This is a genomic window from Bradyrhizobium sp. Rc2d (genome assembly GCF_900099855.1).
Lineage (GTDB): Bacteria > Pseudomonadota > Alphaproteobacteria > Rhizobiales > Xanthobacteraceae > Bradyrhizobium.
In genome coordinates this window covers 23,696-48,276 of sequence record NZ_FNCU01000010.1, presented here as the reverse complement: position 1 = coordinate 48,276, position 24,581 = coordinate 23,696, and the positions used below count along the sequence as shown (strand labels likewise).

Annotated in this window: 25 protein-coding genes and 1 pseudogene; 18 read left to right on the top strand and 8 right to left on the bottom strand. The window is 65.2% G+C overall.

The window, feature by feature from the left end:
• Positions 1 to 163 precede the first annotated feature (163 nt).
• The 3 genes from BLV07_RS14765 to BLV07_RS14755 all read left to right on the top strand — a co-directional run bounded on the left by BLV07_RS14765 (position 164) and on the right by BLV07_RS14755 (position 2,136).
• Positions 164 to 943, top strand: coding sequence for a sulfite exporter TauE/SafE family protein (locus BLV07_RS14765; RefSeq protein WP_091886676.1), 780 nt, complete (start codon positions 164 to 166; stop codon positions 941 to 943).
• Entirely contained in the window at positions 940 to 1,170 is a 231-nt protein-coding gene (locus tag BLV07_RS14760; protein WP_091886673.1) for a hypothetical protein, read from the top strand. Before BLV07_RS14765 ends, BLV07_RS14760 begins: the two co-directional genes overlap by 4 nt.
• A gap of 267 nt (positions 1,171 to 1,437) precedes the next feature.
• The gene (locus tag BLV07_RS14755) at positions 1,438 to 2,136 is read left to right on the top strand and encodes a glutathione S-transferase family protein (protein ID WP_176945540.1); all 699 of its coding nucleotides are present in this window, start codon (positions 1,438 to 1,440) and stop codon (positions 2,134 to 2,136) included.
• Between the two features lie 194 nt (positions 2,137 to 2,330).
• On the opposite strand, the gene BLV07_RS48845 is transcribed toward BLV07_RS14755, so the two are convergent.
• On the bottom strand, positions 2,331 to 2,546 hold the full coding sequence (locus BLV07_RS48845) for a cysteine-rich CWC family protein (protein WP_091886666.1): 216 nt from the start codon (positions 2,544 to 2,546) through the stop codon (positions 2,331 to 2,333).
• Positions 2,547 to 2,660: 114 nt separating this feature from the next.
• On the opposite strand from BLV07_RS48845, the gene BLV07_RS14745 reads away from it, so the two are divergent.
• From BLV07_RS14745 to hmuQ, 3 genes are all read left to right on the top strand, one after another.
• On the top strand, positions 2,661 to 4,214 hold the full coding sequence (locus tag BLV07_RS14745; RefSeq protein ID WP_176945539.1) for a DUF1800 domain-containing protein: 1,554 nt from the start codon (positions 2,661 to 2,663) through the stop codon (positions 4,212 to 4,214).
• Between the two features lie 2 nt (positions 4,215 to 4,216).
• Positions 4,217 to 5,434, top strand: a complete 1,218-nt coding sequence (locus BLV07_RS14740) for a DUF1501 domain-containing protein (RefSeq protein WP_176945557.1) — start codon at positions 4,217 to 4,219, stop codon at positions 5,432 to 5,434.
• A 271-nt stretch (positions 5,435 to 5,705) separates the two neighbouring features.
• Entirely contained in the window at positions 5,706 to 6,029 is a 324-nt protein-coding gene (gene hmuQ / locus BLV07_RS14735; protein WP_091886657.1) for a heme-degrading protein HmuQ, read from the top strand.
• Positions 6,030 to 6,045: 16 nt separating this feature from the next.
• Here the strand turns inward: hmuQ and BLV07_RS14730 are convergent, their stop codons facing one another.
• The 6 genes from BLV07_RS14730 to BLV07_RS14710 all read right to left on the bottom strand — a co-directional run bounded on the left by BLV07_RS14730 (position 6,046) and on the right by BLV07_RS14710 (position 10,155).
• The gene (locus tag BLV07_RS14730) at positions 6,046 to 6,987 is read right to left on the bottom strand and encodes an aldo/keto reductase (RefSeq protein ID WP_091886654.1); all 942 of its coding nucleotides are present in this window, start codon (positions 6,985 to 6,987) and stop codon (positions 6,046 to 6,048) included.
• 254 nt (positions 6,988 to 7,241) lie between these two features.
• Positions 7,242 to 7,697, bottom strand: coding sequence for a GNAT family N-acetyltransferase (locus tag BLV07_RS14725; protein WP_091887069.1), 456 nt, complete (start codon positions 7,695 to 7,697; stop codon positions 7,242 to 7,244).
• A 299-nt stretch (positions 7,698 to 7,996) separates the two neighbouring features.
• Positions 7,997 to 8,809 carry a PAS-domain containing protein gene (locus BLV07_RS14720; protein WP_091886651.1) on the bottom strand — a complete coding sequence of 271 codons (813 nt, stop codon included), beginning with the start codon at positions 8,807 to 8,809 and terminating at the stop codon, positions 7,997 to 7,999.
• 127 nt (positions 8,810 to 8,936) lie between these two features.
• Positions 8,937 to 9,095 (bottom strand): hypothetical protein, encoded by a 159-nt coding sequence (locus BLV07_RS14715; protein ID WP_091886648.1) that lies wholly within the window; start codon positions 9,093 to 9,095, stop codon positions 8,937 to 8,939.
• A 73-nt stretch (positions 9,096 to 9,168) separates the two neighbouring features.
• Complete coding sequence (locus tag BLV07_RS47535; RefSeq protein ID WP_164934664.1) at positions 9,169 to 9,345, bottom strand: hypothetical protein; 177 nt, start codon at positions 9,343 to 9,345, stop codon at positions 9,169 to 9,171.
• 159 nt (positions 9,346 to 9,504) lie between these two features.
• A complete protein-coding gene (locus BLV07_RS14710; protein ID WP_091886645.1) occupies positions 9,505 to 10,155 on the bottom strand; it encodes a glutathione S-transferase family protein in 651 nt (216 codons plus the stop codon).
• A 605-nt stretch (positions 10,156 to 10,760) separates the two neighbouring features.
• Here BLV07_RS14710 and BLV07_RS14700 point away from each other — a divergent pair.
• From BLV07_RS14700 to BLV07_RS14665, 7 genes are all read left to right on the top strand, one after another.
• The gene (locus tag BLV07_RS14700; RefSeq protein ID WP_091887068.1) at positions 10,761 to 11,963 is read left to right on the top strand and encodes a pyridoxal phosphate-dependent aminotransferase; all 1,203 of its coding nucleotides are present in this window, start codon (positions 10,761 to 10,763) and stop codon (positions 11,961 to 11,963) included.
• A 171-nt stretch (positions 11,964 to 12,134) separates the two neighbouring features.
• Positions 12,135 to 12,614, top strand: coding sequence for a DUF992 domain-containing protein (locus BLV07_RS14695; RefSeq protein ID WP_091886642.1), 480 nt, complete (start codon positions 12,135 to 12,137; stop codon positions 12,612 to 12,614).
• A gap of 178 nt (positions 12,615 to 12,792) precedes the next feature.
• On the top strand, positions 12,793 to 14,841 hold the full coding sequence (locus BLV07_RS14690) for an elongation factor G (protein ID WP_091886639.1): 2,049 nt from the start codon (positions 12,793 to 12,795) through the stop codon (positions 14,839 to 14,841).
• 380 nt (positions 14,842 to 15,221) lie between these two features.
• Complete coding sequence (locus BLV07_RS14680) at positions 15,222 to 15,494, top strand: helix-turn-helix domain-containing protein (protein ID WP_091886630.1); 273 nt, start codon at positions 15,222 to 15,224, stop codon at positions 15,492 to 15,494.
• A 93-nt stretch (positions 15,495 to 15,587) separates the two neighbouring features.
• The gene (locus BLV07_RS14675; RefSeq protein WP_091887067.1) at positions 15,588 to 17,342 is read left to right on the top strand and encodes a SulP family inorganic anion transporter; all 1,755 of its coding nucleotides are present in this window, start codon (positions 15,588 to 15,590) and stop codon (positions 17,340 to 17,342) included.
• A 91-nt stretch (positions 17,343 to 17,433) separates the two neighbouring features.
• The gene (locus BLV07_RS14670) at positions 17,434 to 18,267 is read left to right on the top strand and encodes a shikimate dehydrogenase (RefSeq protein ID WP_091886627.1); all 834 of its coding nucleotides are present in this window, start codon (positions 17,434 to 17,436) and stop codon (positions 18,265 to 18,267) included.
• Positions 18,268 to 18,323: 56 nt separating this feature from the next.
• Positions 18,324 to 18,950, top strand: a complete 627-nt coding sequence (locus BLV07_RS14665) for a hypothetical protein (RefSeq protein ID WP_091886624.1) — start codon at positions 18,324 to 18,326, stop codon at positions 18,948 to 18,950.
• Between the two features lie 224 nt (positions 18,951 to 19,174).
• Here BLV07_RS14665 and BLV07_RS14660 read toward each other — a convergent pair whose 3' ends face one another.
• Positions 19,175 to 20,311 carry an alpha-hydroxy acid oxidase gene (locus BLV07_RS14660; protein ID WP_091886621.1) on the bottom strand — a complete coding sequence of 379 codons (1,137 nt, stop codon included), beginning with the start codon at positions 20,309 to 20,311 and terminating at the stop codon, positions 19,175 to 19,177.
• A 91-nt stretch (positions 20,312 to 20,402) separates the two neighbouring features.
• On the opposite strand from BLV07_RS14660, the gene BLV07_RS47530 reads away from it, so the two are divergent.
• From BLV07_RS47530 to BLV07_RS14640, 5 genes and pseudogenes are all read left to right on the top strand, one after another.
• Complete coding sequence (locus BLV07_RS47530) at positions 20,403 to 20,570, top strand: hypothetical protein (protein ID WP_164939789.1); 168 nt, start codon at positions 20,403 to 20,405, stop codon at positions 20,568 to 20,570.
• A gap of 221 nt (positions 20,571 to 20,791) precedes the next feature.
• Positions 20,792 to 22,135 carry a phosphoglucosamine mutase gene (glmM, locus tag BLV07_RS14655; protein ID WP_091886618.1) on the top strand — a complete coding sequence of 448 codons (1,344 nt, stop codon included), beginning with the start codon at positions 20,792 to 20,794 and terminating at the stop codon, positions 22,133 to 22,135.
• Positions 22,136 to 22,310: 175 nt separating this feature from the next.
• A pseudogene (locus BLV07_RS50350) lies at positions 22,311 to 22,445 on the top strand (MFS transporter); the annotation flags it as partial.
• 238 nt (positions 22,446 to 22,683) lie between these two features.
• A complete protein-coding gene (locus BLV07_RS14645) occupies positions 22,684 to 23,517 on the top strand; it encodes an outer membrane protein (protein WP_091886613.1) in 834 nt (277 codons plus the stop codon).
• Between the two features lie 168 nt (positions 23,518 to 23,685).
• Positions 23,686 to 24,495, top strand: a complete 810-nt coding sequence (locus BLV07_RS14640; RefSeq protein WP_176945538.1) for an outer membrane protein — start codon at positions 23,686 to 23,688, stop codon at positions 24,493 to 24,495.
• The last annotated feature ends 86 nt before the right edge of the window (positions 24,496 to 24,581 follow it).

Genomic DNA, 24,581 nt, shown 5'->3' with positions numbered 1-24,581 from the left:
GCCAAGATAACTCAGTTTGCGAAGGAAGGGCAAGCGAGGCACGTTCTCTTAGCCTCTCCCCGCGTGCGGGGAGAGGCCGACGCGCGCCGAGCGATGCGAAGCATCGTCCGAAGCGCGGCGCAAGCAGCCTGCGTCCCTTACCAGCCGACAGGAGACTCCCTTCGTGACGTCCATCATGATCGCTGCCCTCGGATTGCTGATGGTCGCCACCGCGTTCCTGTCCGGGCTGTTCGGCATGGCGGGCGGGCTGATCCTGATCGGTGTGCTCTTGGCCTTGATGCCGCTGCCGACCGCGATGGTGTTGCATGCGATCACGCAGATGGCCTCGAACGGCTGGCGCGCCTTGCTGTGGCGGGCGCATATCCGCTGGCGGCCGGTCGCGAACTACATGGTCGGCGCTGCCGTCGCTCTGACAGTCTGGTCGCTCACCCGCTATGTGCCGGACAAGCCGATGGCGCTGCTGCTGCTCGGTGTGACGCCGTTCATGGCGCGGCTGCTGCCGTCAAACATCAAGCCCAACCCCGACCGTCTCTGGCAGGGCACGGTCTACGGCACGATCTGCATGGGTTTGATGCTGATGACCGGCGTCTCCGGCCCGCTGCTCGATACCTTCTTCCTCGGCGGCGATTTCGGCCGGCGCGAGAAGGTGGCGACCAAGGCAATGTGTCAGCTCGTCAGCCATTTCACCAAGCTGGTCTATTTCGGCGGCATCATCGACCAGGCCGCGAGCCTCGATCCCGTGCTCGCCGGCGTCGCGATTGCGGCCTCCATGCTCGGCACCACGCTGGCGCGGCGCATCCTCGAAGCGATGACCGACCAGCAATTCGTGGCCTGGTCGAACAAGCTGATCACCACCATCGCCTGCTACTACATGGCCTATGGCGGCTGGCTCCTGGTTCGCACACCGGTGCTGGCGGCCTTCGACAAGGGAGGTTTGCAATGAGCGAGGCCACCGATCCGCTGGTGCTGGATTTCGTCGAATGGGTCGCACGCGAACCGCGCGCCTATGCCGAGGTGATCGCGACCTGGAAGACCTCGTGCCCGCGCCTCACCATCTGGGAAGACGCCACTGAGCGCGGCTACGTCGCGCGCGAGACGGTGCCCGGAATCGGGCTGATCATCGCGGTGACGGAAGGTGGCGAGCGGCTGTTGCGCGCGAACGGGCGGTGATGCCTTCACTTTCCCCACGCCCTCGCTGTCATCATCCGCGAAGGCGGATGATCCAGTAAACACCAGCAGCAGTGTGTCTCACGACCGCCGCGGCGTACTGGATGCCCCGGTCAAGCCGGGGCATGACAGTCGTCGTCGGCGCGCCCCGCTCTCCACATCGTCATTGCGAGCGTAAGCGAAGCAATCCAGAATGTCCCTGCGGCGGCGGTCTGGATTGCTTCGTCGCAAGAGCTCCTCGCAATGACGGAGCGGATGGAGTTGCCTTTCATGTCACTCAAACTCTTCGAACTCGTCGGCACCGACGCTTCGCGCCCGTTCAGCCCGTATTGCTGGCGTACGCGGATGGCGCTTGCGCATAAGGGGCTGACGGCGCAATCGCTGCCCTGGCGCTTCACCGAGAAGAGCGCGATCGCGCCGCACGGCTCTGAGAAAGTCCCGGTACTGCTGCATCACGACAAGCCCGTGGTCGATTCCTGGATCATCGCGAACTATCTCGAAGACAATTTTGCGGATCGTCCGTCGTTGTTTGGCGGCGAGGGCGGTCGCGCCATGGCGCGCATGATCAATGCCTTCGGCGATATCGCCATCGTCGGCGGCATCTTTCCGCTGATCGTCGCCGACATTCCGAACAACCTCGCCGAGGTCGATGCCGCCTATTTCCGCCAGTCGCGCGAGGCGCGCTTCGGCGGCAAGTCGCTGGAGGAGGTTATGGCCCACCGCGACACCGGCGTGGTCGCGTTCCGCAAGTCGCTGGAGGTGATGCGGCAGACGTTGAAGAAGCAACCCTTCATCGGCGGCGCCGCGCCGAACTATGCCGACTACATTGTGTTCGGCGGTTTTCAATGGGCGCGGGTGGTGAGCCCGTTCAAGCTGCTCGAGGCGGACGACCCGGTCTACGTCTGGCGCGAGAAATTGCTCGACGCGTTCGACGGCATGGCGCGGAAGTCGCCGGGGCATGAGGTATAAGCTTCGTAGGGTGGGCAAAGGCGCAAAGCGCCGTGCCCACCATGTTTCCAATCGCTCCAAAGGTGGTGGGCACGCTTCCGCCTTCGCTCTTCGAGCTACGGCGGACAAGTCGCTTTGCCCACCCTACGATACTGCCGTAGCCCGGATGGAGCGAAGCGCAATCCGGGATTTGCGTTCGCGGAATGATTCCCGGATTACGCTTGCGCTCCATCCGGGCTACGCGCCTCTGCCGCCGCCTTCCGCAAACACGCCCGGCACAGGCAATCCTCGCCCTCGATTGGCATCGGCAGTTTTGCCGTCTCCTCCGCGCACCAGCAATTGCCTGAGAGGTCGCAGCCGAACTCGGTGCCGCAGCGGGAGCAGGTGAGGCGGCGCGGTTCCTGCGATGAGGATTCTTGCGGATTTGTCATGATCTACGTCGAAGCTTCGCCGTCATTTTCATGTCGGGTTCATCTGTCGCTGCGGTATATTACGCGTTGCGCACGGACTCCGAAAGCGGCTCCCAACGCGCGAAGGACAGATCGATGGCCCGCGATTCGCAAGCCGCGCTCGTTGCGCTCAACCGCTTCGGCTTCGGCGCCCGCGGCGGCGCGTCCGGCGATCTCATCAACGCCGCCTCCGATCCGCGCAGTTTCGTGAAGGCAGAGCTCGCGCGCCCCCATGGCGTGCTGCTGGAAGCGCCGGGCTTGCAATCGACGCCGCAGCTTGGGCAGGCGGTGTTCGCCTATCAGGATCAGGTCAAGCAGGCGCGCGAGGCCGCGAAGGCGGCCGCTGAAGCACCGCCGACACAAGCGCCTGCCGATCAGAAGCCCGCCCTGCGCCGCAATCTCTCGCTGAACGCAGCGGCGGCGGAGGTCGCCGGCCAGATGGCGGATGCAAGACCGGCCGATCATGCGGCGAAGCCGGAGGCCATGCAGCCCAACGCCGCCGCGCCGCCCGCCGCAAAGCCCGCGCCGCAACCGCTCAACGTTATCCAGAAGACGTTTCGCGCCGAGGCGCTGGCCCGATTGCAGCGCGCCACCCTCGCCGAGTGCGGCTTCACCGAGCGTCTCGTCGTGTTCTGGTCTAACCATTTCTGCATCTCCGCCGGCAAGGGCGAGCTGGCGCGGATCTGGGCCGGCGCGTTCGAGCGCGAGGCGATCAGGCCGCATGTGCTCGGGCGCTTCGCCGATATGCTGAGGGCGGCCGAGCAGCATCCGGCGATGCTGTTCTTCCTCGACAACCAGCAATCGCTCGGACCGGATTCGCGCGCAGGGCAAAACCGCAAGCGCGGGCTGAACGAAAATCTGGCGCGCGAGATCATGGAGCTGCATACGCTCGGCGTCGGCGGCGGCTACACGCAGGACGACGTCACCTCGCTCGCGCGCATCATCACCGGCTGGACCTTTGCCGGACGGCAGGGGCAATTAGGAGTGCCTGGCTCCTTCGTGTTCAACGTCAATGCGCATCAGCCCGGGTCGCAGATCCTGCTTGGCAAGACCTACGCTCAGGCGGGCCTCGCGCAGGGGGAGGCCGCGCTCGCCGACATCGCGCGCCATGCCTCGACCGCGAATTTCATCGCCACCAAATTGGTCCGTCACTTCGTCGCCGATGATCCGCCGCCTGCTCTCGTTGCGCGGTTGCGCGACATCTTCGTCAAGACCGACGGCGACCTCAAGGCGCTTGCCATGGCGCTGGTCGATTCCGATGAAGCGTGGAAAGCGCCGCTGACCAAGATGCGCTCGCCGTACGATTTCCTGGTCGCCAGCGGCCGGCTGCTCGCGCGCGTGCCGGAGGATCCCGGCACCTATCTGAACAATCTGAACTTGCTCGGCCAACCTCTGTGGTCGCCGGCGGGACCGAATGGTTTCCCCGACACCAGCGCCGCCTGGGCCGCGCCCGAAGGCATGAAGCTGCGGCTCGACATCGCGGCGCAGATGGGGGCGCGGCTCGGCAACAACATCGATCCGCTGGACCTGCTGGAATTCGCGGCTGCGGACGCGGCCTCCATCGAGACACGGCGAACCATCGAGCGCGCGGAGTCGCGGCAGCAGGCGCTGGCGCTGCTGTTGATGTCGCCGGAAATGCAGCGGAGATGATGATGATCGACTGCGTCGAGAACCGGGTCCTCACCTCGCGCCGCGGACTCTTGCTCGGCGGCGCCTCCTTCGCCGCCTGGGCTTATCTGCCCAAATTCGCCCGCGCCGCCGACGGGCGCGATCCGCGCCTGGTCGTGGTGATCCTGCGCGGCGCACTCGACGGGCTTTCGACCGTCGCCCCGATCGGCGACCCCGATTACGCCGGCCTGCACGGCTCGATCGCGCTGACCGCGGATGGCGCGCATCCCGCGATCATGCTTGACTCGTTCTTCGCGCTGCATCCGGCGATGCCGGAATTTTCCCGCATGTATCGCGAGATGCATGCCGCGGTGATCCACGCGGTCGCAACACCGTATCGCGATCGTTCGCATTTCGACGGCCAGGACGTGCTCGAAAGCGGCTATGCCGGCCCGGGCCGGGTGCAGTCCGGCTGGCTCAATCGCGCGCTGGAAGCGCTGCCGCGCGGCGAGCGCGTGTCGAGCGGGCTTGCCGTCGGCCCGACCACGCCGCTAGTGCTGCGCGGCAATGCACCGACCGTCGGCTGGGCGCCGGTCGCGCTGCCGCAGGCCGACGACGACACCGCGATGCGCCTCGTCGAGCTCTACCGCCATCGCGATCCGGTGCTGGCGGCGGCCTTGTCGCAAGGCCTCCAGCTCGACAAGGCCGCAAGCGGCGACGACATGAAGCCGAAACGCGGCAACGCAGCCGCGCAGATGCGGCAGGTGGCGCGCGGCGCGGCAAAGCTGATGGCGGCCGACGACGGTCCGCGCATCGCGGCGCTCGCCTTCGACGGCTGGGACACACACGCCAACGAAGGCGGCCCGGTCGGGCGTCTCGCCTTCCTGCTCGGCGGGCTCGACGGCGCGCTCGCCGAATTCGAAAGCGGGCTCGGCGCCCGCTGGCGCGACACTGTGGTTGTGGTCGCCACCGAGTTCGGCCGCACCGCGCGCATCAACGGCACCGACGGCACCGATCACGGCACGGGAACGATCGCGCTGCTCGCCGGCGGCGCCGTGAAGGGCGGCCGCGTAATCTCCGACTGGCCGGGCCTCAAACTCGCCAAACTCCATGAAGGGCGCGACCTCAAGCCCACCACGGATCTGCGCTCCGTGATCAAGGGCGTGCTGCAGGGGCAATTTGGGCTCTCGGATCGCGTGCTCGCGGAAACGGTATTTCCGAATAGCGCGGGAGCACGGCCGATGAAGGGATTGGTGGCTTAACCTCTCCCCGCTCTTTGCGGGGAGAGGTCGGATTGCGCTTGGCGATGCGAAGCATCGTCCAAAGCGATCCGGGTGAGGGGCAGGGCACGGTGTAGCCGTCATCAAAAATCCATCCGACTCGTACGATGAAGGTGCGTGCCTCATGCGCTTCGACTACAATTCAGACCGAACTCGCGGAAGCGCCCCTCACCCCACCCTCTCCCCACAAGAGCGGGGCGAGGGAGCGAAAGGGCGGTGCGTCCCTCACTCTGGTCTTCAGGAGAAATCACCCATGTACATCGCCATGAACCGCTTCCGCGTCGCCAAGGGCTCCGAGGCCGCTTTCGAGCAGGTTTGGCTCACGCGCGACACGCATCTGGACAAAGTGCCGGGCTTCGTCGAATTCCATCTGCTGCGGGGCCCCGAGCTCGAGGACCACACGCTGTACGCTTCGCACACGGTCTGGGCGAATTATGCGGCGTTCGAGGCCTGGACCAAGTCAGAGGCGTTTCGCGCGGCGCACCACAAGGCAGGCGACAACAAGCCGCTCTATCTCGGCCATCCCCAGTTCGAAGGCTTTGAGGTGATGCAGACTGTGGGACGCGGCGCGAAGTAGCGCCGCGCCGCAAAGATCAGCCCTGCGTGATCTTGTCGATCTCCATCATCTCCTCCGCGCTGAGTTGCCAGGCGATCGCCTTGACGTTCTCCTCGACCTGCTCGACGCGGGTGGCGCCGGCGATCACGCTCGACACTTGCGGGCGCGCGGCGAGCCAGGAGAAGGCGAGCTCGAGCAGGCTGTGCCCGCGTGCTTTGGCAAAGGCCGCGAGCTTCTCGACGATGTCCTCGTTGCGCGGCGTGACGTAGCGGTCGCGCAGCCGCGGCACCTTGCCGAAGCGGGTATCGTCAGGCGCGGCCTCGCCCCTTCGGTATTTGCCGGTCAGAAGTCCGCTTGCGAGCGGGAAGAACGGCAATAATCCGAGCTTGTATTCCGTTGCTGCCGGCAACAGATCTTTCTCGATGTCGCGCACGAGGAGGGAATATTCGTCCTGGCAGGAGACGAAGCGGCTGAGATTCATCGCGCGTGCGACGTACTCCGCCTCTGCGATGCGCCAGGACGGAAAGTTCGAATTGCCGATGTAGCGGACCTTACCCTGCCGGACGAGATCGTCGAGGGCGCGCAGGCTCTCCTCGATCGGCGTCAGCGGATCATAATCGTGCTGCTGGTAGAGGTCGATGTAGTCGGTCTTGAGCCGCTTCAGACTCGCCTCGACCGCGTTCATGATGTAGCGGCGCGAGGCGCCCTGCTTGGTTCCGTCCTCCGCCATCGGCTTCGAATATTTCGTCGCCAGCACGATATCCTTGCGGCGGTCGCCCAGCACGGTGCCGAGCACCGTCTCCGAGCCGCCCATGTTCGAATAGATGTCGGCAGTGTCGAACAGCGTGATGCCGAGATCGAGCGCGCGATGGATCACCTTGCGCGAGGTCTCCAGATCTGTGCGCTGGCCGAAATTGTTGCAGCCGAGCCCGACCGCAGAGACGCGCAGGCCGGAGGCGCCGAGATTGCGAATGTCCATGGGAGATCCTGTCAGATGAGCCGCGGCGCATTCTGATCACGGCGCCCCCCATCAGCAAGCCGCTCGCCGCGCTGCTGCCATGCCCATGAGGCGGACAAAAAAATGCGGCCCCTGTCAGACGCGGCGACTGACGGGGACCGCTTGGGGCGCTTGATCGGTGACGGGGGGCCTGATCAGACGCAGGCGTGAGCGTAATCCCGCTATGTTACGCGAGGGTGACAGGCAGGGTTATCCACAGGCTCTGCCTGCGAACATCAGAAGATCTTGCGATAGACGATGAAGCCGGACCGCTCGGCGACCTTGTCGTACAGGCGCTGCGCCGTGACGTTGGTCTCGTGCGTCTGCCAGTAGACGCGCGGCGATCCCGCCAGTTTCGCCCGTTCATACACACCATGGATCAGCGCGGAGCCGACGCCCTTGCCGCGCACGACCTCGCGCGTGAACAGATCCTGCAAATAGCAGGACGGCTCGATTGCGGTGGTGCTGCGATGGAAAAGATAGTGCGTCAGTCCAAGCAATTGGCCATCGCTCTCGGCGACCAGCGCATGCACCGGCTCATAGGCGTCGAAGAAGCGCTGCCACGTCATGCGCGTGATCTCGGGCGCGAGCGCGGTTGGGCCCGAACGGCCGTAGAAGGCATTGTAGCCGTCCCACAGCGGCAGCCATTGTTCGTAGTCCTGCTTCGTGACGGCTCGAATGGTGAGGGACATGTGAATTTCCGCGATCGATGAAGGATACTTCATACGCGATGACGGGCGTGCTGATCAATTTGTCTCGCGAGTCGGATGGACATTCAGTCGTGGCGACAGCTTGCCTTGCCCCTCACCCGGATCGCTTGCACGATCCGACCTCTCCCCGCAGAAGGGCGGGGAGAGGTTGAGATATCGGCACAGTCGAAAGCAAGGTGCGCACCGGCTTCTCGCTCCCTCGCCCCGTTCTTACGGGGAGAGGGCGGGGTGAGGGGCTGTATCCGCGAGCGCCGGCGTACGATGCGCGCACGTTGCCGCGCCTACTCCGCAACGCGCAGATAGCTCATCAGCCTTCGGTTCGCGGGATCGCGCAGCGAGCGGTAGTAATCTGCGCTCGCCGGCGCATCGGTGTGACGCACGAGGTCGGTCACCGGCGTGTAGCTCAGCATGCGGCCGCCGTCGGGCAGCGCGGTGCAGACGAAACGCAGCACCTCGCCGTTGCGCAAGGCGATGTTGATCGGCGTGGCATCGCCGATCCGCACCATCTCCATGCGCTGGGCGATGAAGGTGCCGAGCTCGTCCTCGGGCAGCTCGAACGCGCCGGTGTCGCGGCCGTGATACATCAGCGCGATGAAGGGCGGCTTGCCGTCGGCGATCTGGTCCGGCACCGCAAAATATTCGCGGAACGCGCGGTTGATGAATTCGGCCCGCGTCTCGGCATCGAGCAGCACGACGCCGATATCGATCTGGTCGAGCGCGGCCGACAGGCGTGCGGCGGTGGCGTGGCTCTGGCGCTCGGCCGCGAACGTGCCGAGCATCCGCGCGCGCATCAGGCCGGTGATGCCAGCGGTGCCGGCGACCGTGATTGCCAGGAGGCCGAGCCGGACCAGATCCGCGTTGCCATAGCCGGAGACGCCGTGATGGTTGAGGAAGAGCAGTGCCGCGCCGATCACCGCGACCGCTGCACTGGTCATGGCCGAGGCGAGGCCCGACAGCGCGCCGGCAAGCGCCACGAGGCAGACCAGCAGCGGCGCAGGCGAGGGAGTGGGGACGACGCGATCGAAGAGCATCGCCAGCAGCACGGTCGCTGCCGTCAGCACCGGACCGGAGATCGTGCGCCATCCGAACCGCATGGGCCAGTCTCGCTCCTCCCCACGAGGTAAGACCGCAACACTGGCGGATCGTTGCGCCGATGCGATGCGATTTCGCGCGATGCGCTTAATGGGCGCTTGCGGCGGAGCGCAAATCTTTCGGATGATTTTAGACCAAATGCGCGTGCCTCAGACGCTGTTGCAGCGCAGGCGCATTCAGCGTCGAGCTGCCCGAGCTCTTGCGCATGCCGGTGAAAATCAACAGCGATGCCGCGACCAGGATGGCCGCAGTCAGAGTGATCGCAACGACTACCACAGGTGACTTCATCGACGTCCTGTCGCAATGCCGGTCGGCGCGGGCCGCACGGCGCCTTGAAGGCTGGTCCAGGATGAAACGGGAATCAGATCGGCAGGCCCATCGCCATGGTCGCCTTGGTCGACATCACCGTCAGAGTGACGATCAGGCACAGCGAGAGTGCGGCGACGGCGAGCGAGGCCGCGACCGCGTTGGTCAGCCGGGAAGACGCGACGGTGGCGGATTGGCCCTGAAAGCCTGCCGTGCCGGACGCCCGAATCATGGGTCTAAATCCCTCAATACGCGAGCGAATCACCCGCGACTTTCCACAATTTCCCAGTTTCAACCGGCAATATTGCGGCGGCTGTCGCGCCGAAAGCGGCGACATTGCGGCAAAGGCGACCCTTATGCCCGCTATTTGCCGGAGCGGCGGGCAGGCCTGTCAGGCGCCCGCGGCAATGCTGGCGGGGTCGTCGATGTCGGCTGGGCGCCAGTCCATCGTCACGAAGCCGGGCGCAGCTTCCACGCGCTTCAGCCAGTCTCGGACCGCCGGGAAGGTCGAAAGATCGAAGTCGCAGCGGTCGGCGAGGTGCGTGTAGCCGTAGAGCGCGATGTCGGCGACCGTGAGCTGGCGGGCGGCGAAATAGGCGTTGCACTTGAGATGGTTCTCCATCACCTGGAGCGCGCCATAGCCGCGCTCCATCCAATCCTCCAGCGAATGGGTCTGCAGATCGCGGCCGCCCTTGACCAGCGATAGCCAGAAATAGGCCGCGCCGATGTTGGGTTCGAGCGCATGCTGCTCGAAGAACATCCATTGCAGCGCCTCGGCGCGGTCGATGCGGTTCTCCGGCGCGAGCGGCGTGCCGACGGCAACGTACCAGAGGATGGCGTTGGACTCGGCGAGATAGCGGTCGTTCCCGACCTCGAGCAGCGGCACCTGGCCGGACGGGTTCTTCGACAGAAAGTCCGGCGTGCGGCTCTCGCCGCGCAGAATGTCGATCTCGATGGCCTCATAGGGCACGTTGAGCAGCGCCAGCGCAAGGCGGACCTTGTAGCTGTTGCCGGAGCGCTGCATCGAATAGAGCTTGTACATTCTGGGAGTTCGTTTCCGAGGATGGGAAGGCGCGGCGCTGGCTGCCCTGCAGCGCGGCTAAACAATGATGCCGATGCGAATCCGCCGCAAGAGCCGGCCCATAGAAAAACTCGAAAACCCTACCGCACTGCAACGCCACGGAAGATCATTTCCGCGCGACCATGCAACCGAGATCACGCTTGCGTCAGCACACCAATGCGTTGCTCCGCGCAATCGTGAAGTCCGCGGACGACCGTATGGATCGGGTTTAGGGCGCCAGTGCTTCCGCGTTGTCATGGCCGGGCATAGCCGACCGAAGGACGCCATCGCTTCCGCTCGGCCAGGTCCCGGCCATCCACGCCGCGTCAAGCGGTTCGAGGAACGTGGATGCCCGGGACCCGACTATCAATTGCTCCGAGGACAAGCCTTGCCGGATATGAGGAATTTGGCCGGCAAAGTTGCGGAACATTGCGGTCAATCGCGCCTCGAAACGCGGGAAATCCGCAAACTTTTGCCGGATCGGACCGAAGTTTCTTGCGGTGCAGCGGCTCACGTTTTAGGGTGGCTCATTCCCACAATCAGAGTCGTGAGGCCGAGGGCTTCACGACGCTTGTCAGGAGATGACGATGTCCTTCCTTGCCGCTGCGCTCGACCGTGTGAAGCCGTCCGCGACCATCGCGGTCACGGATAAAGCACGCGCGCTGAAAGCGGCGGGCCGCAACGTCATCGGCCTAGGTGCCGGCGAGCCCGACTTCGACACGCCTGCCAACATCAAGCTGGCGGCGATCCGCGCCATCGAGGCCGGCAAGACCAAGTACACCGCGGTCGACGGCATCCCCGAGCTGAAGGAAGCCATCATCGGCAAGTTTCAGCGCGAGAACGGCGTCGCCTACAAGCCGAACCAGATCATCGTCGGCACCGGCGGCAAGCAGGTGCTCTACAACGCGCTGATGGCGACCATCAATCCGGGCGACGAGGTGATCATTCCCGCGCCCTATTGGGTCAGCTACCCTGAAATGGTGGCGCTTGCCGGCGGCGAGCCGGTGCCGGTGGTCTGCACCGCCGCGACCGGCTTCAAGCTCCAGGCCGAGGCGCTGGAGCGCGCGATCACGCCGAAGACCAAATGGGTGATCCTGTGCTCGCCGTCGAATCCGACGGGAGCTGCCTACACCAAGTCCGAACTGAAGGCGCTCACCGACGTGCTGCTCAGGCATCCCCATGTCTGGGTGATGACCGACGACATGTATGAGCATCTCGTCTATGACGACTTCCAGTTCACCACGGTCGCGCAGGTCGAGCCGAAACTCTACGACCGCACGCTCACCGTGAACGGCGTGTCGAAGGCCTATTGCATGACCGGCTGGCGCATCGGCTATGCCGGCGGCCCGGCGCAGCTGATCAAGGCGATGTCGACCATCCAGTCGCAATCGACTTCGAACCCGTCGTCGATTGCACAATGGGCGGCGGTCGAAGCGCTGAACGGTCCGCAGGACTTCATCCCCGCCAACAACAAGGTGTTCAAGGAGCGCCGCGACCTCGTCGTCTCCATGCTCAACCAGGCCAAGGGCATCGAGTGCCCGCGGCCCGAAGGCGCGTTCTACGTCTATCCGTCGTGCGCCGGCACGATCGGCAAGACCGCGCCGTCGGGCAAGGTGATCGACAATGACGAGACGTTCGTCACCGAGCTCCTGGAGACCGAAGGCGTCGCCGTGGTGCAGGGCTCGGCCTTCGGCCTTGGACCTGCGTTCCGCATCTCCTATGCGACCAAGACCTCCGACCTTGAAGACGCCTGCAAGCGCATCCAGCGCTTCTGCGGCAATCTGCGCTGAGCGCGTCGCAACGAACTGCGAAAGGCCCGCCTCCGGCGGGCCTTTTTATTGTTTGCACGCTTATCGCCGTGCGCGATCTGGCACCGCCACGGCTGTTGTGGCATAGACCATCGTGCGCCACGAGTAGATCGTGCCTCTGCACGCAATCACCTTCATCGCCGGAGACGTTTCATGCGCCGTTCGTTCCTCCTCGCCGGGCTCGCCGCCGCAAGCCTCGTTGTCTCCGTCGTTGCTGCCAGCTCGCAGCAACGGATGACGCGGATCGGCGTGCTCGAATGTCGCGGCGGCGCCAGCGTCGGCTTCATCGTGGGATCGGTGACCCATCTCGGCTGCGTGCTGCGCGCCGACGGCTTGCCCGACGACCGCTACGTCGCGACCATCCGCAAAGTCGGCCTCGACATCGGCATCACCCAGGAGACGGCGCTCGCCTGGGGCGTGTTCGCGCCGGTCGACCGGCTCGGCCCCGGTGATCTCTCCGGCAATTACGCGGGCGCGCAGGGCAGCGCCTCGGTCGGCGTCGGGCTTGGTGGCAACGTGCTGGTCGGCGGCTCCAACAATTCGATCGCGCTCCAGCCGCTCAGCGTGCAGGGCCAGGTCGGCCTCAACGTCGCCGCGGGTCTGGAGAGCCTGGAACTTCGTCCGGGGCGTTGAGCCGTCGTCAATTCTAATTGACTGAGCCAGCTACGAGACTCACCTCTCCCTCCGGGAGAGGTGAATACCGACGACGCACCGCAGCGACGTTTGATGCTTGCCAAATCTTGGGGACGGGCAGAGCATCTGCGTTTGCCGACCCAATCATGGGCCGAGCTCCACAAGAAGGAGGCGGCGAATGGGACAAGACGTCAGAAGTCCCCGAGGTCCACGGTGCATCGCGCTGGTGGGCCCATTCCAAAGCGGTAAAACCACACTTCTCGAAGCAATCCTGGCGCGAACGGGTGCGATCCCGCGCGCCGGCAGCGTCGATGCCGGAACTTCCGTCGGCGACGCCACGCCAGAGGCCCGTGATCACAAGATGACCGTCGGGCTGACTGCCGCCACCACGAGTTTCATGGGTGATAGCTACACCTTCCTCGACTGTCCCGGTTCCGTCGAATTCGCCCACGACATGCGCGCCGTGTTGCCCGCGGTCGATGCCGCGGTCGTGGTCTGCGAGGCCGACGAGAAGAAGCTGCCGCAGCTTCAGATCATCCTGCGCGAGCTGGAGGAGCTGAAGATCCCGCGTTTCCTGTTCCTCAACAAGATCGACCGCGCCAGCGAGCGCATCCGCGAGACGCTCGCAATGCTCCAGCCCGCCTCGTGCGTGCCGCTGGTGCTGCGCCAGATTCCGATCTGGAACGGCGAGCTGATCGAGGGCTTCGTCGATCTCGCGCTGGAGCGCGCCTTCGTCTATCGCGAGCACAAGGCCTCCGAGGTGATCGCGCTCGAAGGCGGCAATCTCGACCGCGAGAAGGAGGCTCGCTTCTCGATGCTGGAGAAGCTCGCCGACCACGACGATGCGCTGATGGAGCAGCTGCTCGAAGACATACAGCCGCCGCGCGATGCCGTGTTCGACGACCTTGCCCGCGAATTGCGCGAAGGACTGATCTGTCCGGTGCTGCTGGGCGCCGCCGCGCGCGAAAACGGCGTGCTGCGTCTGATGAAAGCGCTGCGCCACGAGGCGCCCGGCGTTGCGGAGACCGCAAAACGTCTCGGCGTTCCCGACACCAAGGATGCGCTCGGCTACGTCTTCAAGACGCTGCATTCGCAGCACGGCGGCAAGCTGTCGCTGACGCGGCTGCTCGCCGGTCATCTCGACGACGGTGCGACGCTGCAATCCTCAGCCGGTGGCACGGGGCGCATCTCCGGCATCCTCGCCGTCAACGGCGCCTACGACACCAAGCGTGCCTCGGCCGAAGCCGGCGACACCGTGGCGCTCGCCAAGCTCGACCCCGTAAAGACCGGCGACACCGTCTCGAGCGGCAAGACCCCGCCGGCTGCGCTCGTCGCCGTGGAGCCGACGCCGCCGGTGCTCGCGATCTCGATCGCGGCCACCGATCGCAAGGACGACGTGAAGCTCGGCCAGGCGATGGCCCGGCTGCACGAGGAGGATCCTTCGCTGGTCGTGGTGCAGAACGCCCAGACCCATGACACCGTGCTGTGGGGCCAGGGCGAGATGCATCTGCGCGTCGCCGGCGAGCGGCTGCGCGACCGCTTCGGCGTCAAGGTCACCTCGCATCCGCCCGCGATCGGCTATCAGGAGACCATCCGCAAGCCGATCACCCAGCGCGGGCGTCACAAGAAGCAGTCCGGCGGTCACGGCCAGTTCGGCGATGTCGTGCTCGACATCAGGCCGCTGCCGCGCGGCGACGGCTTCAAGTTCGCCGAGAAGGTGGTCGGCGGCGCGGTGCCGCGCAACTACATCCCGGCGGTGGAGGAAGGCGTCGTCGACGGGCTGGCGCGCGGCCCGCTCGGTTTCCCCGTCACCGACGTGGAGGTGACGCTGACCGACGGCTCCTATCACAGCGTCGACTCGTCGGACCTCGCCTTCCGCACGGCGGCGCGGGTCGGACTCAACGAGGGCCTGCCGCAATGCCAGCCGGTGTTGCTCGAGCCGATCCACATGGTCGAGATCGTCTGTCCGACCGACGCCACCGCCAAGATCAATGCGATCCTGTCGGCGCGGCGTGGCCAGATCCTCGGCTTCGACACCCGCGACGGCTGGAGCGGCTGGGACTGCGTCCGCGCCATGATGCCGGAAGCCGAGATCGGCGAACTCATCGTCGAGCTGCGCTCGGCCACCGCCGGCGCCGGCAGCTTCACCCGCCAGTTCGACCACATGGCCGAAGTGACCGGCCGCGCCGCCGACCAGATCATCGCCGCCCACCAGCACGCGGCGTGATCCCTAAGGAAGGTAATGGCTTCTCACTCCCTCTCCCCGTTCTTCACGAGGAGAGGGTGGGGTGAGGGGCTGCCTCCGCGGATGCGGCATTTCATTGAGCCGAACCCGCGCCCAACCTCCGTCATTGCGAGCGCAGCGACTTGTCCGCCGAAGCCTTTGGCGAAGGCGGAAGCAATCCAGAATGTCTCTGCGGAGGCAGTCTGGATTGCTTCGTCGCACCAGCGCAAAATTGCTTTGCAATTTTGTCGCGGGCTCCTCGCAATGACGACGGAGGCAGATGGGCAGCCGATCCAGGCCTTGCGCCCGGCCTCATATGATGTATTTTATATCATTGTATATGTCCCAGATATCACTTATAGGCTCTGATACGTGAGGCCACGGTGATCACGTCGTTCCAGATGCGGGCAGCGCGGGCGCTGCTCGGCATTGACCAGAAAACCCTGGCCGAGCTCGCCGGCGTTTCGCTGCCGACCATCCAGCGGATGGAAGCCAGCACCGGCAATGTTCGCGGCGTGGTCGAGACCCTGATCAAGGTGGTCGAGGCGTTCGATCGGGCCGGCGTCGAGCTGATCGGCGAGCAGGCGCGCAGCGACATTGGCGGGCGCGGCGTTCGCCTCAAGGAGCCGGGGCCGCCGCGGCGGGTGGGGGCATGATCGGGCGTTGATCATGCTCGGGATCAGGAATGGGATAGCGCATCGTCGCACCTCGGCAACACGGGACGCACGATGCTTCGGAGCATCGTGGGCATGAGCATCACAAGCGATCAAGCGGGCCAACTGCATCAGCTTCGCCGGCCGACCTTTGTCGAATTGTATTTGCCAAAGCTCGTCACCATTTGGCGTGAGGGGTACGGCGTCGCGGACTTTCGCGCCGACGTCTTCGCCGGCCTCACCGTCGCGATCGTGGCACTGCCGCTGTCGATGGCGATCGCGATCGCCTCGGGCGTGACACCGGACCGCGGCCTCTACACCGCCGTCGTCGGTGGCTTCATCGTGTCCCTGCTCGGCGGCAGCCGCTTCCAGATCGGCGGACCCGCGGGCGCCTTCATCGTCCTGGTTGCGGTGACGGCCGAGCGGCACGGCGTCGACGGCGTGATCCTCGCCACCATGATGGCGGGGCTGTTCCTGGTCGCCGCGGGCCTGTTGCGGGTCGGCACCTACATCAAGTTCATTCCCTATCCCGTGACTGTCGGCTTCACCGCCGGCATCGCCGTGATCATTTTTGCGAGCCAGCTCCGCGATCTCGGCGGGATCACGCTGGCCGGGAAAGAGCCCAGCGAATTCGTTCCCAAGCTCGTTGCGCTCGCCGGCAGCCTCGACACCATCAATCCATCGGCCGTCGTGGTCGCGATCGGCAGCATCGTCATCATCGCCGCCTTGCGGCGCTGGCGGCCGTCCTGGCCCGGCATCCTGATTGCGGTTGCGCTCGCGGCGATCGCCAGCGCCGTGCTGTCGCTGCCGGTCGAGACCATCGGTTCGCGCTTCGGCGGCATTCCGCGCGAGCTGCCCTCGCCGGCGCTGCCCGCGTTCTCGCTGGAGAAGGCAAAGGCCGTGCTGCCGGATGCGATCGCGTTCGCGCTGCTGGCCGCCATCGAATCGCTGTTGTCGGCTGTGGTGGCCGACGGCATGACCGGACGCCGTCATCGCTCCAATTGCGAGCTGGTGGCGCAAGGCGTCGCCAATATCGGCTCGGCGTTGTTCGGCGGCATCTGCGTCACCGGCCTGATTGCGCGCACCGCGACCAACATCCGCGCCGGCGCGCGCGGCCCGCTCGCGGGCATGCTGCATTCGATCTTCCTGCTGCTGTTCATGCTGATCGCGGCGCCGCTCGCAAGCTACATTCCGCTCGCAGCGCTCGCCTCCGTGCTCGTCGTGGTGGCTTGGACCATGGCGGAGAAGCAGGAATTCGCGACGCTCCTGCGCTCGTCATGGGGCGATGCCGTCGTGCTGCTCGCAACCTTCCTGCTCACGATCTTCCGCGATCTGACCGAAGGCATTCTGGTCGGCTTCGCGCTCGGCGCGGTGCTGTTCATCCATCGCATGGCGGAGATGACGGGCATCGAGGAGCGCACGCCGCTGGTGGTCCCCGATCGCCCCGATGACAGCAACGGTGCGCGCGTTCCCTACGATTCCGCGCTTGCGGTCGACCGCGACGTGCTGGTCTATCGCATCACCGGTGCGTTCTTCTTCGGCGCCGCCTCTGCGATTGGAGGCGTGCTCGACGGCGTCGCCGACCAGCGCAAGGCCTTCGTGGTCGATTTCGCCGCGGTGCCGTTCCTGGACTCCACCGCGGCGAACGTGCTCGGGCGCGTCGCCGCCAAGGCCCACCGCCAGGGCATCAGGCTGTTCATCACGGGGGCATCGCCGGCGGTTCGCCGCGCGCTGCTCACCCATGGCGTGACGCCGCCGCGCGCGCGCTATCGCCAGAGCCTCGAGCGCGCGATTGCCGATATCAAGGGCCGCGCAACGCAGCCCGAGGCCGATGAGGTTGCCGCGAGCTGACAGCGCCGTGGCGATGCGGCGCTCGTGCGCTTGACAGAGCCTTCGGGACGCGAAATGGATCGCCTTCCACATCGCTTGAGGGAAGGATGACGTGACCAGGGCTCCCGCCGCTTGTCTGATCGGATGGCCGGCGGCGCATTCGCGCTCGCCGCTGATTCATCATTACTGGCTGCGCACGCTCGGGATCGAGGGCGGCTACGTTATCGAGGCGGTTCCGCCCGAGGACCTGCGCGACTTCGTGCTGCGGCTGTCGCTGCGCGGCTTCGTCGGTGCCAACGTCACCATCCCGCACAAGGAGGGCGTGCTGGCGCTGTCGAAACCCGATGCGCACGCAACGGCCGTCGGCGCGGCCAATACGCTGTGGTTCGAAGACGGCGAGCTGCACGCCACCAACACCGACGTCGAAGGCTTCATCGGCAATCTCGACGCCAGCGCGCCCGGCTGGGATGCGGCTGAGGAGGCGCTTGTGCTCGGGGCCGGCGGCTCTTCGCGCGCCGTCGTGTTCGGGCTGCGCGAGCGGGGCATCAAGCACATCCATCTCGCCAATCGCACCATCGCGCGGGCGGAGACGCTGGCGAAACAGTTCGGGCCGAACGTGCACCCCGTTGCATGGGATGCGATCAACGACGTTCTGCCACGTGCAAAACTTCTCGTGAACACGACCTCGCTCGGCATGCATGGCCAGCCTTCACTCGATGTCGATGTTGCGCGCCTGCCGCAGGCGGCCGTGGTCGCCGATCTCGTTTATGTCCCGCTGGTGACGCCGCTGCTTGCGGCAGCAAAAGCGCGCGGCCTGAAGACCGCCGACGGGCTCGGCATGCTGCTGCACCAGGCGGTGCGCGGCTTCGAGCTGTGGTTCGGCCAGCGGCCTGAGGTCACCGCCGAGCTGCGCGCGCTGGTCGAGGCCGATCTCACAAAGACTTGAGAGAATAGCGCGGCTGTTCCGGAGTTCTCCCTCGGTGGGGATAACCGGAGACCGTCATGTCTGTTCAACGTGCAACTTTCACACGTCCACTTCTCGCCGTCGCAATGGTGGCCCTCTCGACCTACGGCGCCTTCGCCCAGAAAGCGCCGGTGCCGACGCGCGTGCGCGGAACGATCGAGAGCGTCAATGGCGACACCATGCAGGTCAAGTCGCGCAGCGGCGAAGACGTCAAGCTTCACATTGCCTCTGACGTGAACGTCGCAGGCATCACCAAGATTTCACTCGCCGACATCAAGCCGGGTTCGTTCATTGGCGCGACCACCGTGCCTGGGCCGGACGGCGGCCAGAATGCGGTCGAGGTCCACGTCTTTCCGGAGAGCATGCGCGGCACCGGCGAGGGCTCGCGGCCCTGGGATCTCAAGCCCAATTCCAGCATGACCAATGCGACGGTCGCCGAGAGCGTGGTCGGCAATGACGGCCACACGCTGCTGGTCAAGTACAAGGACGGCGAGAAGAAGGTGTTCGTCGCCGACAACACCCCGGTGGTCACTTATCTGCCGGGCGAGAAGTCCGAGCTCAAAGCCGGCGCCAAGATCATCGCCTTCACGAAGCAATTGCCGGACGGCTCTTTCGAGACCAACCGCGTCGGCGTCGGCCGCGACGGGGTCACGCCGCCGATGTGAGGCGCGGGATATATTGCGCAACTATCGCGACAGACACCGCTGTCGTCCCGGACAAGCGTCAGCGCAGATCCGGGACCCATAACCACAGGGTCAAGTTGTTGCGCGAAGGAGGTAACTCCGAGTCCCCGTAGCCACGTCCGCCTGTGGCTATGGGTCACGGATCGGCGCGCGCTCAGGGCGCGCTTGTCCGGGACGACGGCTGTGTTTGACGCGACGGTTTCGCCTCACACCGCAATGACGTGATCGTCGATCTCGTCGATCCTGTTGACGCCGCACAGGCCCATGGTGGTGAGCAACTCTTTCTGGATGATGTCGATCGCCTTGGCGACGCCAGCCTGGCCGCCGGCCCCTAAGCCATAGGCGTAGGCGCGGCCGATCATGCAGGATTTTGCGCCGAGCGCGAGTGCGCGCATCACGTCCTGGCCGGAGCGGATGCCGCCGTCGAACATGATCTCCATCTTGTCGCCGACCGCGTCCGCGATCTCGGGCAGCACCTCGATCGAGGACGGCGCGCCGTCGAGCTGCCGGCCGCCATGGTTGGAGACGACGAGGGCCTGCGCGCCGGTCTTGGCGGCTTCCTCGGCGTCCTCGACGTCGAGGATGCCCTTGATGATGAGCTTGCCCGGCCAGATGCTGCGGACCCACTCGACGTCCTTCCAGCTCAAGGAGGTGTCGAACTGCGATGCGGTCCATTCGGCGAGGCGGTTGAGATCCTCGGTGTTCTTAACGTGGCCGGCGATGTTGCCGAAGGTGCGGCGCTTGCCTTGCAGCACGCCGGAGACCCAGGCCGGCTTGCTGGCGAAATCCAGCAGCTTCGATAGCGACCATTCCGGCGGCACCGTCATGCCGTTCTTGATGTCGGCGTGGCGCTGGCCGATCACCTGCAGGTCGACGGTGAGCACCAGCGCGCTGCACTTGGCCGCGATGGCGCGCTGGATCAGATCCTTGATGAAGCCGCGGTCCTTCATGACGTAGAGCTGGAACCAGAACGGCTTCTCGACATTGGCGGCGATGTCCTCGATCGAGCAGATCGACATGGTCGATTGCGTGAACGGGATACCGGCGGCCTGCGCGGCGCGGCAGGCATGGATCTCGCCGTCGCCATGCTGCATGCCGAGCAAGCCGACGGGCGCCAGGATCAGCGGCATGGTCGAGGGCTCGCCGAGGATCGTGGTCGAGGTGTCGCGCTTGGAGACGTCGACCAGGATGCGCTGGCGGAACTTGATCGCCTGCATGTCCTCGCGGTTGGCGCGCAGCGTCTCCTCGGCATAGGAGCCGCGGTCGCAATAGTCGAAGAACGCCTTCGGCACGCGGCGCTTATGCAGCGCGCGAAGATCGTCGATACAGGTGATGTGCTTCATGATCGTTTCCCCGGCCCGTCTTGCATCGGATGATTTCGGGGTCATCTAGCATGGTTAGATGCACAGCCAAATCGTTTGAGAGGAGGGCGCCATGACGAGGCCGCACGCCGCACCTTCGCCGGAAGAGATCAAGGAGAAGCGCGACCTCGAGGAAGCGCTGGAAGAAGGCCTGGAAGAGACCTTTCCGGCCTCCGATCCCGTCAACGTCACCCAGCCACCGCCGAGCCGCGGCGACGGCCATGTGAAGCGCACCGGCTAGGGCCGGGTTCCATCCCGTTCCGGCTTCCCTGCAGGGAAATATAGTGTTAACAATACGTTATCGGGCACGCGGCGGGCCCGGTTCCGTAATGATTCATCATATTTTTTGAAGCCAAGTTAGCCGCGATGGTTTTATAAGAGCTCAGCAAATCAGGGATGCGGGGCCTTTTCGGGCAGCCCGTGGTTGTCGAGGGGACCCCTGATTGTTGCCTGGGGGACGATATGAGCCGCAAATATTTCGGGACGGACGGGATTCGGGGCCGCGCCAACGGACTGATCACGCCGGAGCTCGCGCTCAAGGTCGGCCAGGCCGCGGGCCTTGCGTTTCAGCGCGGCGACCACCGCCATCGGGTCGTGATCGGTAAGGACACCCGCCTGTCCGGCTACATGATTGAATACGCGATGGTCGCGGGCTTCACCTCGGTTGGCATGGATGTGCTGCTGGTCGGCCCGATGCCGACACCGGCGGTCGCGATGCTGACCAAGTCGATGCGCGCCGATCTCGGCGTGATGATCTCGGCCTCGCACAATCTGTTCGAGGACAACGGCATCAAGCTGTTCGGCCCGCAGGGCTTCAAGCTCTCCGACGACGTCGAGCGGCAGATCGAGCAGCTGCTCGACGAATCCCTCGACAAGAGGCTCGCGCAGAGCGCGAGCTTGGGCCGCGCCCGCCGCATCGACGGCGTGCATGACCGCTACATCGAATTCGCCAAGCGCACGCTGCCGCGCGATCTGTCGCTGGATGGTTTGCGCGTCGTGATCGATTGCGCCAACGGCGCCGCCTACAAGGTGGTGCCGGAAGCGCTGTGGGAATTGGGTGCCGACGTCGTTCCGATCGGCGTCGAGCCCGACGGCTTCAACATCAACAAGGAATGTGGCTCGACCTCGCCGGAAGCGCTGTCGAAGAAAGTGCGCGAGATGCGCGCCGACATCGGCATCGCGCTCGACGGTGACGCCGATCGCGTCATCCTGGTCGACGAGCGCGGTCATCTCGTTGACGGCGACCAGCTGCTCGCGGTGATCGCGCAGAGCTGGAAGGAAGACGGCCGGCTGTCGCGGCCGGGCATCGTCGCGACCGTGATGTCCAATCTCGGCCTCGAGCGCTTCCTGAACGGGCAGGGGCTCGACCTCGTCCGCACGCCCGTCGGCGACCGCTACGTGCTCGAGCAGATGCTGAACGGCGGCTACAATCTCGGCGGCGAGCAATCCGGCCACATCATCCTGTCCGACTACGCCACCACCGGCGACGGCTTCGTTGCGGCCTTGCAGGTGCTGGCGGTGGTGCAGAAGCTGCGCCGCCCCGTGTCCGAAGTCTGCCACCGCTTCGATCCGCTGCCGCAGATCCTGAAGAACGTCCGTCACAAGGGCGGCAAGCCGCTCGACGATTCCGACGTCAAGTCGGCGATCTCCGACGGCGAGAAGCGTCTCAACGGCTGCGGCCGCCTCCTGATCCGCTCCTCCGGCACCGAGCCGGTGATCCGCGTCATGGGCGAGGGCGAGGACCGCATCCTGGTCGAGGACGTCGTCGACACCATCGTCTCCGCGCTCGGCCAGGCGGCGGCGTAAGGTCTTCCTTCTCCCGCAGTGACGTAGGGTTGGCAAAGCGACTTGTCCGCCGTCGCTCGAAGAGCGAAGGCGGAAGCGTGCCCACCGCTTCTGTTGCAGTTTTGGATCGATGGTGGGCACGGCGCAAGTGCGCCTTTGCCTACCCTACGATTCCGGACTCGCGGAGCGGGTAAGACAAGCTGCGCAGATCTATCTCTTCATCTTTCTCGCGGCCAACGCCGTCGGTGCGTTTCTCGGTGGTCCCTTGGGCGACCGATTTGGTCGCAAGATCGCGATTCCTGCCCAGGCTGCCGGGGCACGCGCGTTAACGCATCCTCTCTCGCCGCGTTGCGGTTTCACACATCGTTAGGAATTGCGGCGAGGTCGTCGCATTTGGCGCGGCATTCTTGCAACGCTGGCGCGGCGCGCGCGTGTATGGTGAGAAAAAATCAACCTTAAAAATTAGGGTTAAGTGGCGCTTAAACATTTGCTGCCATCGTCCGGGTCGTGAGTTTCCAGAACGTGGGGCGTCTGCATTTTTGCCTCACCGGCCATAAGGACGAAGCCAAATGCGTAGCGTTAAGTCTCTCCTTGCCGCGGGTGCGGCAACCCTGATCTCGTCGATGGCGTTCGCCGCTGATATGCCGATCGCGGCTCCGCCTCCGATGTACGCGCCGCCGGCTCCGCCCGCCGATTTTGGTGGCTGGTATCTCCGCGGCGACATCGGCATGACCAACCAGAGCGCCAAGCGCATCGACGCCGCCGTAGCGCCGGGGTTTACGAGGACGACGGAGGGACTCGGCTTCGACTCGTCGCCGTTGTTCGATCTCGGTGTCGGCTATCGCTTCAACAACTGGTTTCGTGCGGACGTGATCGGCCAGTACCGGGGCAAGGCTAATCTGCATGGTGCCGACAACGTCATTGGGCCCGGCTTCGTCGGCTCCAACAATTACAGCGGCAGCAAGTCCGAGTGGGTCGTCATGGCCAACGCCTATGTCGATCTCGGCACGTGGTGGTGCATCACTCCGTTCGTCGGTGCCGGTGTCGGCGGCTCCTACAACAAGATCAGCGGCTTCCGTGATGACGGCGTGTCATTCAGCGGCGGCACCCTGTCCAACAGCGTCGCCTACTTCGCCGACAACGGAAAGTGGAACTTCGCCTGGGCCGCTCACGCCGGTCTCGCCTACAAGGTCAATCCCGGCTTCACCGTCGAACTGGCCTACAGCTACATGAACCTCGGCGACGCGGCGCCCGGCAACTTCCGCTTGTTCGACAACAGCGCCTCGGGTCCGACCTCGATCAAGATCAAGGAGCTCACCTCGCACGACGTCAAGCTCGGCGTGCGCTGGGATCTCAACAGCCCGCCGGTCTACGCGCCGCCGCCGCTGGTCACCAAGGGCTGATCGTCAGCCTCATCGCTTAAGACGTCTTAACGGCGCGGGATCATCCCGCGCCGTTTTGCTTTGCGGATTTTTCATGGCCCGACAGCGGCGAACGTGGCGAACGCAACCATTGGTTAAGGTTAACAGGCGATGATCATCGCAACAGTTCGAGTCCGATGGAGCGTTGCGATGCGTAGGCTGATGGTGGCGGCGGCGATGTTGGGGACGGTGTCCGCCGCGCATGCGGCCGACATGCCGGACCTGCCGATCCTGCGCGGCAGCTTCACCGACGGTCTGAGCACCTCCACAGTCAACTGGCAGGGCTTCTACATCGGAGGCCAGGGCGGCTATGGCTCGTCCGACGAGAATTTCAACGGATCGACCAGCAATATGATGGCCGCGCTGCTCGCGGACACCCTGATCGAGCAGGAGATGCAGGTCTCGCAATGGAATCTCGGCCTCGGAAAGGCCTCTCAGCGTAGCAGTGGATACGGTGCTTTCGTGGGCTACAATGCTCAGTGGGACGATGTCGTGATCGGCCTGGAGGCGAGCTATCTGCACGGCAAGTTCGGAGGATCGACCACCGCCAGCGAAGCGCGCAGCAACCAGCTGTCCGACGGCAACGTGCACAGCGTGACAGCGAGCTCGACGGCTTCGATCGCGATCAAGGACATGGCAACGTTTCGCGGCAGGGCCGGCTATGCATGGGGGTGCTTCCTGCCCTACGTGTTCGGTGGGCTCGCGCTCGGCAATGCCGATATCGTGCGTACGGTGAGCGCCCAGGATTTCGTGACTCCCGCCGGCGTTCTGCTAGGGCCGGTCTCCGCGAGCGAGGCGCAGCACAATCATCTGATCTATGGCTACAGCGGCGGCCTCGGGGTGGACATCAACCTCGTCGGCGGTCTCTTCATGCGCGCCGAGTGGGAGTACATCCGCTTCACCTCCCAGGTCGACACCAGCATCAACACCGTTCGCGCTGGCCTCGGCTACAAGTTCTGACGCGGCCACATCTGACGTGCTTCGGCTACGCCGCGGTTGACAGCTCTCGTCCGTCCTGATGCTCTGTCGCTCAAAAGCAGGGCGGC

Coding starts and splice junctions, on each gene's coding strand:
- BLV07_RS14760 (WP_091886673.1), top strand. CDS start 940: ATGAGCGAGGCCACCGATCCGCTGGTGCTGGATTTCGTCGAATGGGTC.
- BLV07_RS14755 (WP_176945540.1), top strand. CDS start 1,438: ATGTCACTCAAACTCTTCGAACTCGTCGGCACCGACGCTTCGCGCCCG.
- BLV07_RS48845 (WP_091886666.1), bottom strand. CDS start 2,546: ATGACAAATCCGCAAGAATCCTCATCGCAGGAACCGCGCCGCCTCACC.
- BLV07_RS14745 (WP_176945539.1), top strand. CDS start 2,661: ATGGCCCGCGATTCGCAAGCCGCGCTCGTTGCGCTCAACCGCTTCGGC.
- BLV07_RS14740 (WP_176945557.1), top strand. CDS start 4,217: ATGATCGACTGCGTCGAGAACCGGGTCCTCACCTCGCGCCGCGGACTC.
- hmuQ (WP_091886657.1), top strand. CDS start 5,706: ATGTACATCGCCATGAACCGCTTCCGCGTCGCCAAGGGCTCCGAGGCC.
- BLV07_RS14730 (WP_091886654.1), bottom strand. CDS start 6,987: ATGGACATTCGCAATCTCGGCGCCTCCGGCCTGCGCGTCTCTGCGGTC.
- BLV07_RS14725 (WP_091887069.1), bottom strand. CDS start 7,697: ATGTCCCTCACCATTCGAGCCGTCACGAAGCAGGACTACGAACAATGG.
- BLV07_RS14720 (WP_091886651.1), bottom strand. CDS start 8,809: ATGCGGTTCGGATGGCGCACGATCTCCGGTCCGGTGCTGACGGCAGCG.
- BLV07_RS14715 (WP_091886648.1), bottom strand. CDS start 9,095: ATGAAGTCACCTGTGGTAGTCGTTGCGATCACTCTGACTGCGGCCATC.
- BLV07_RS47535 (WP_164934664.1), bottom strand. CDS start 9,345: ATGATTCGGGCGTCCGGCACGGCAGGCTTTCAGGGCCAATCCGCCACC.
- BLV07_RS14710 (WP_091886645.1), bottom strand. CDS start 10,155: ATGTACAAGCTCTATTCGATGCAGCGCTCCGGCAACAGCTACAAGGTC.
- BLV07_RS14700 (WP_091887068.1), top strand. CDS start 10,761: ATGTCCTTCCTTGCCGCTGCGCTCGACCGTGTGAAGCCGTCCGCGACC.
- BLV07_RS14695 (WP_091886642.1), top strand. CDS start 12,135: ATGCGCCGTTCGTTCCTCCTCGCCGGGCTCGCCGCCGCAAGCCTCGTT.
- BLV07_RS14690 (WP_091886639.1), top strand. CDS start 12,793: ATGGGACAAGACGTCAGAAGTCCCCGAGGTCCACGGTGCATCGCGCTG.
- BLV07_RS14675 (WP_091887067.1), top strand. CDS start 15,588: ATGAGCATCACAAGCGATCAAGCGGGCCAACTGCATCAGCTTCGCCGG.
- BLV07_RS14665 (WP_091886624.1), top strand. CDS start 18,324: ATGTCTGTTCAACGTGCAACTTTCACACGTCCACTTCTCGCCGTCGCA.
- BLV07_RS14660 (WP_091886621.1), bottom strand. CDS start 20,311: ATGAAGCACATCACCTGTATCGACGATCTTCGCGCGCTGCATAAGCGC.
- BLV07_RS47530 (WP_164939789.1), top strand. CDS start 20,403: ATGACGAGGCCGCACGCCGCACCTTCGCCGGAAGAGATCAAGGAGAAG.
- glmM (WP_091886618.1), top strand. CDS start 20,792: ATGAGCCGCAAATATTTCGGGACGGACGGGATTCGGGGCCGCGCCAAC.
- BLV07_RS14645 (WP_091886613.1), top strand. CDS start 22,684: ATGCGTAGCGTTAAGTCTCTCCTTGCCGCGGGTGCGGCAACCCTGATC.
- BLV07_RS14640 (WP_176945538.1), top strand. CDS start 23,686: ATGCGTAGGCTGATGGTGGCGGCGGCGATGTTGGGGACGGTGTCCGCC.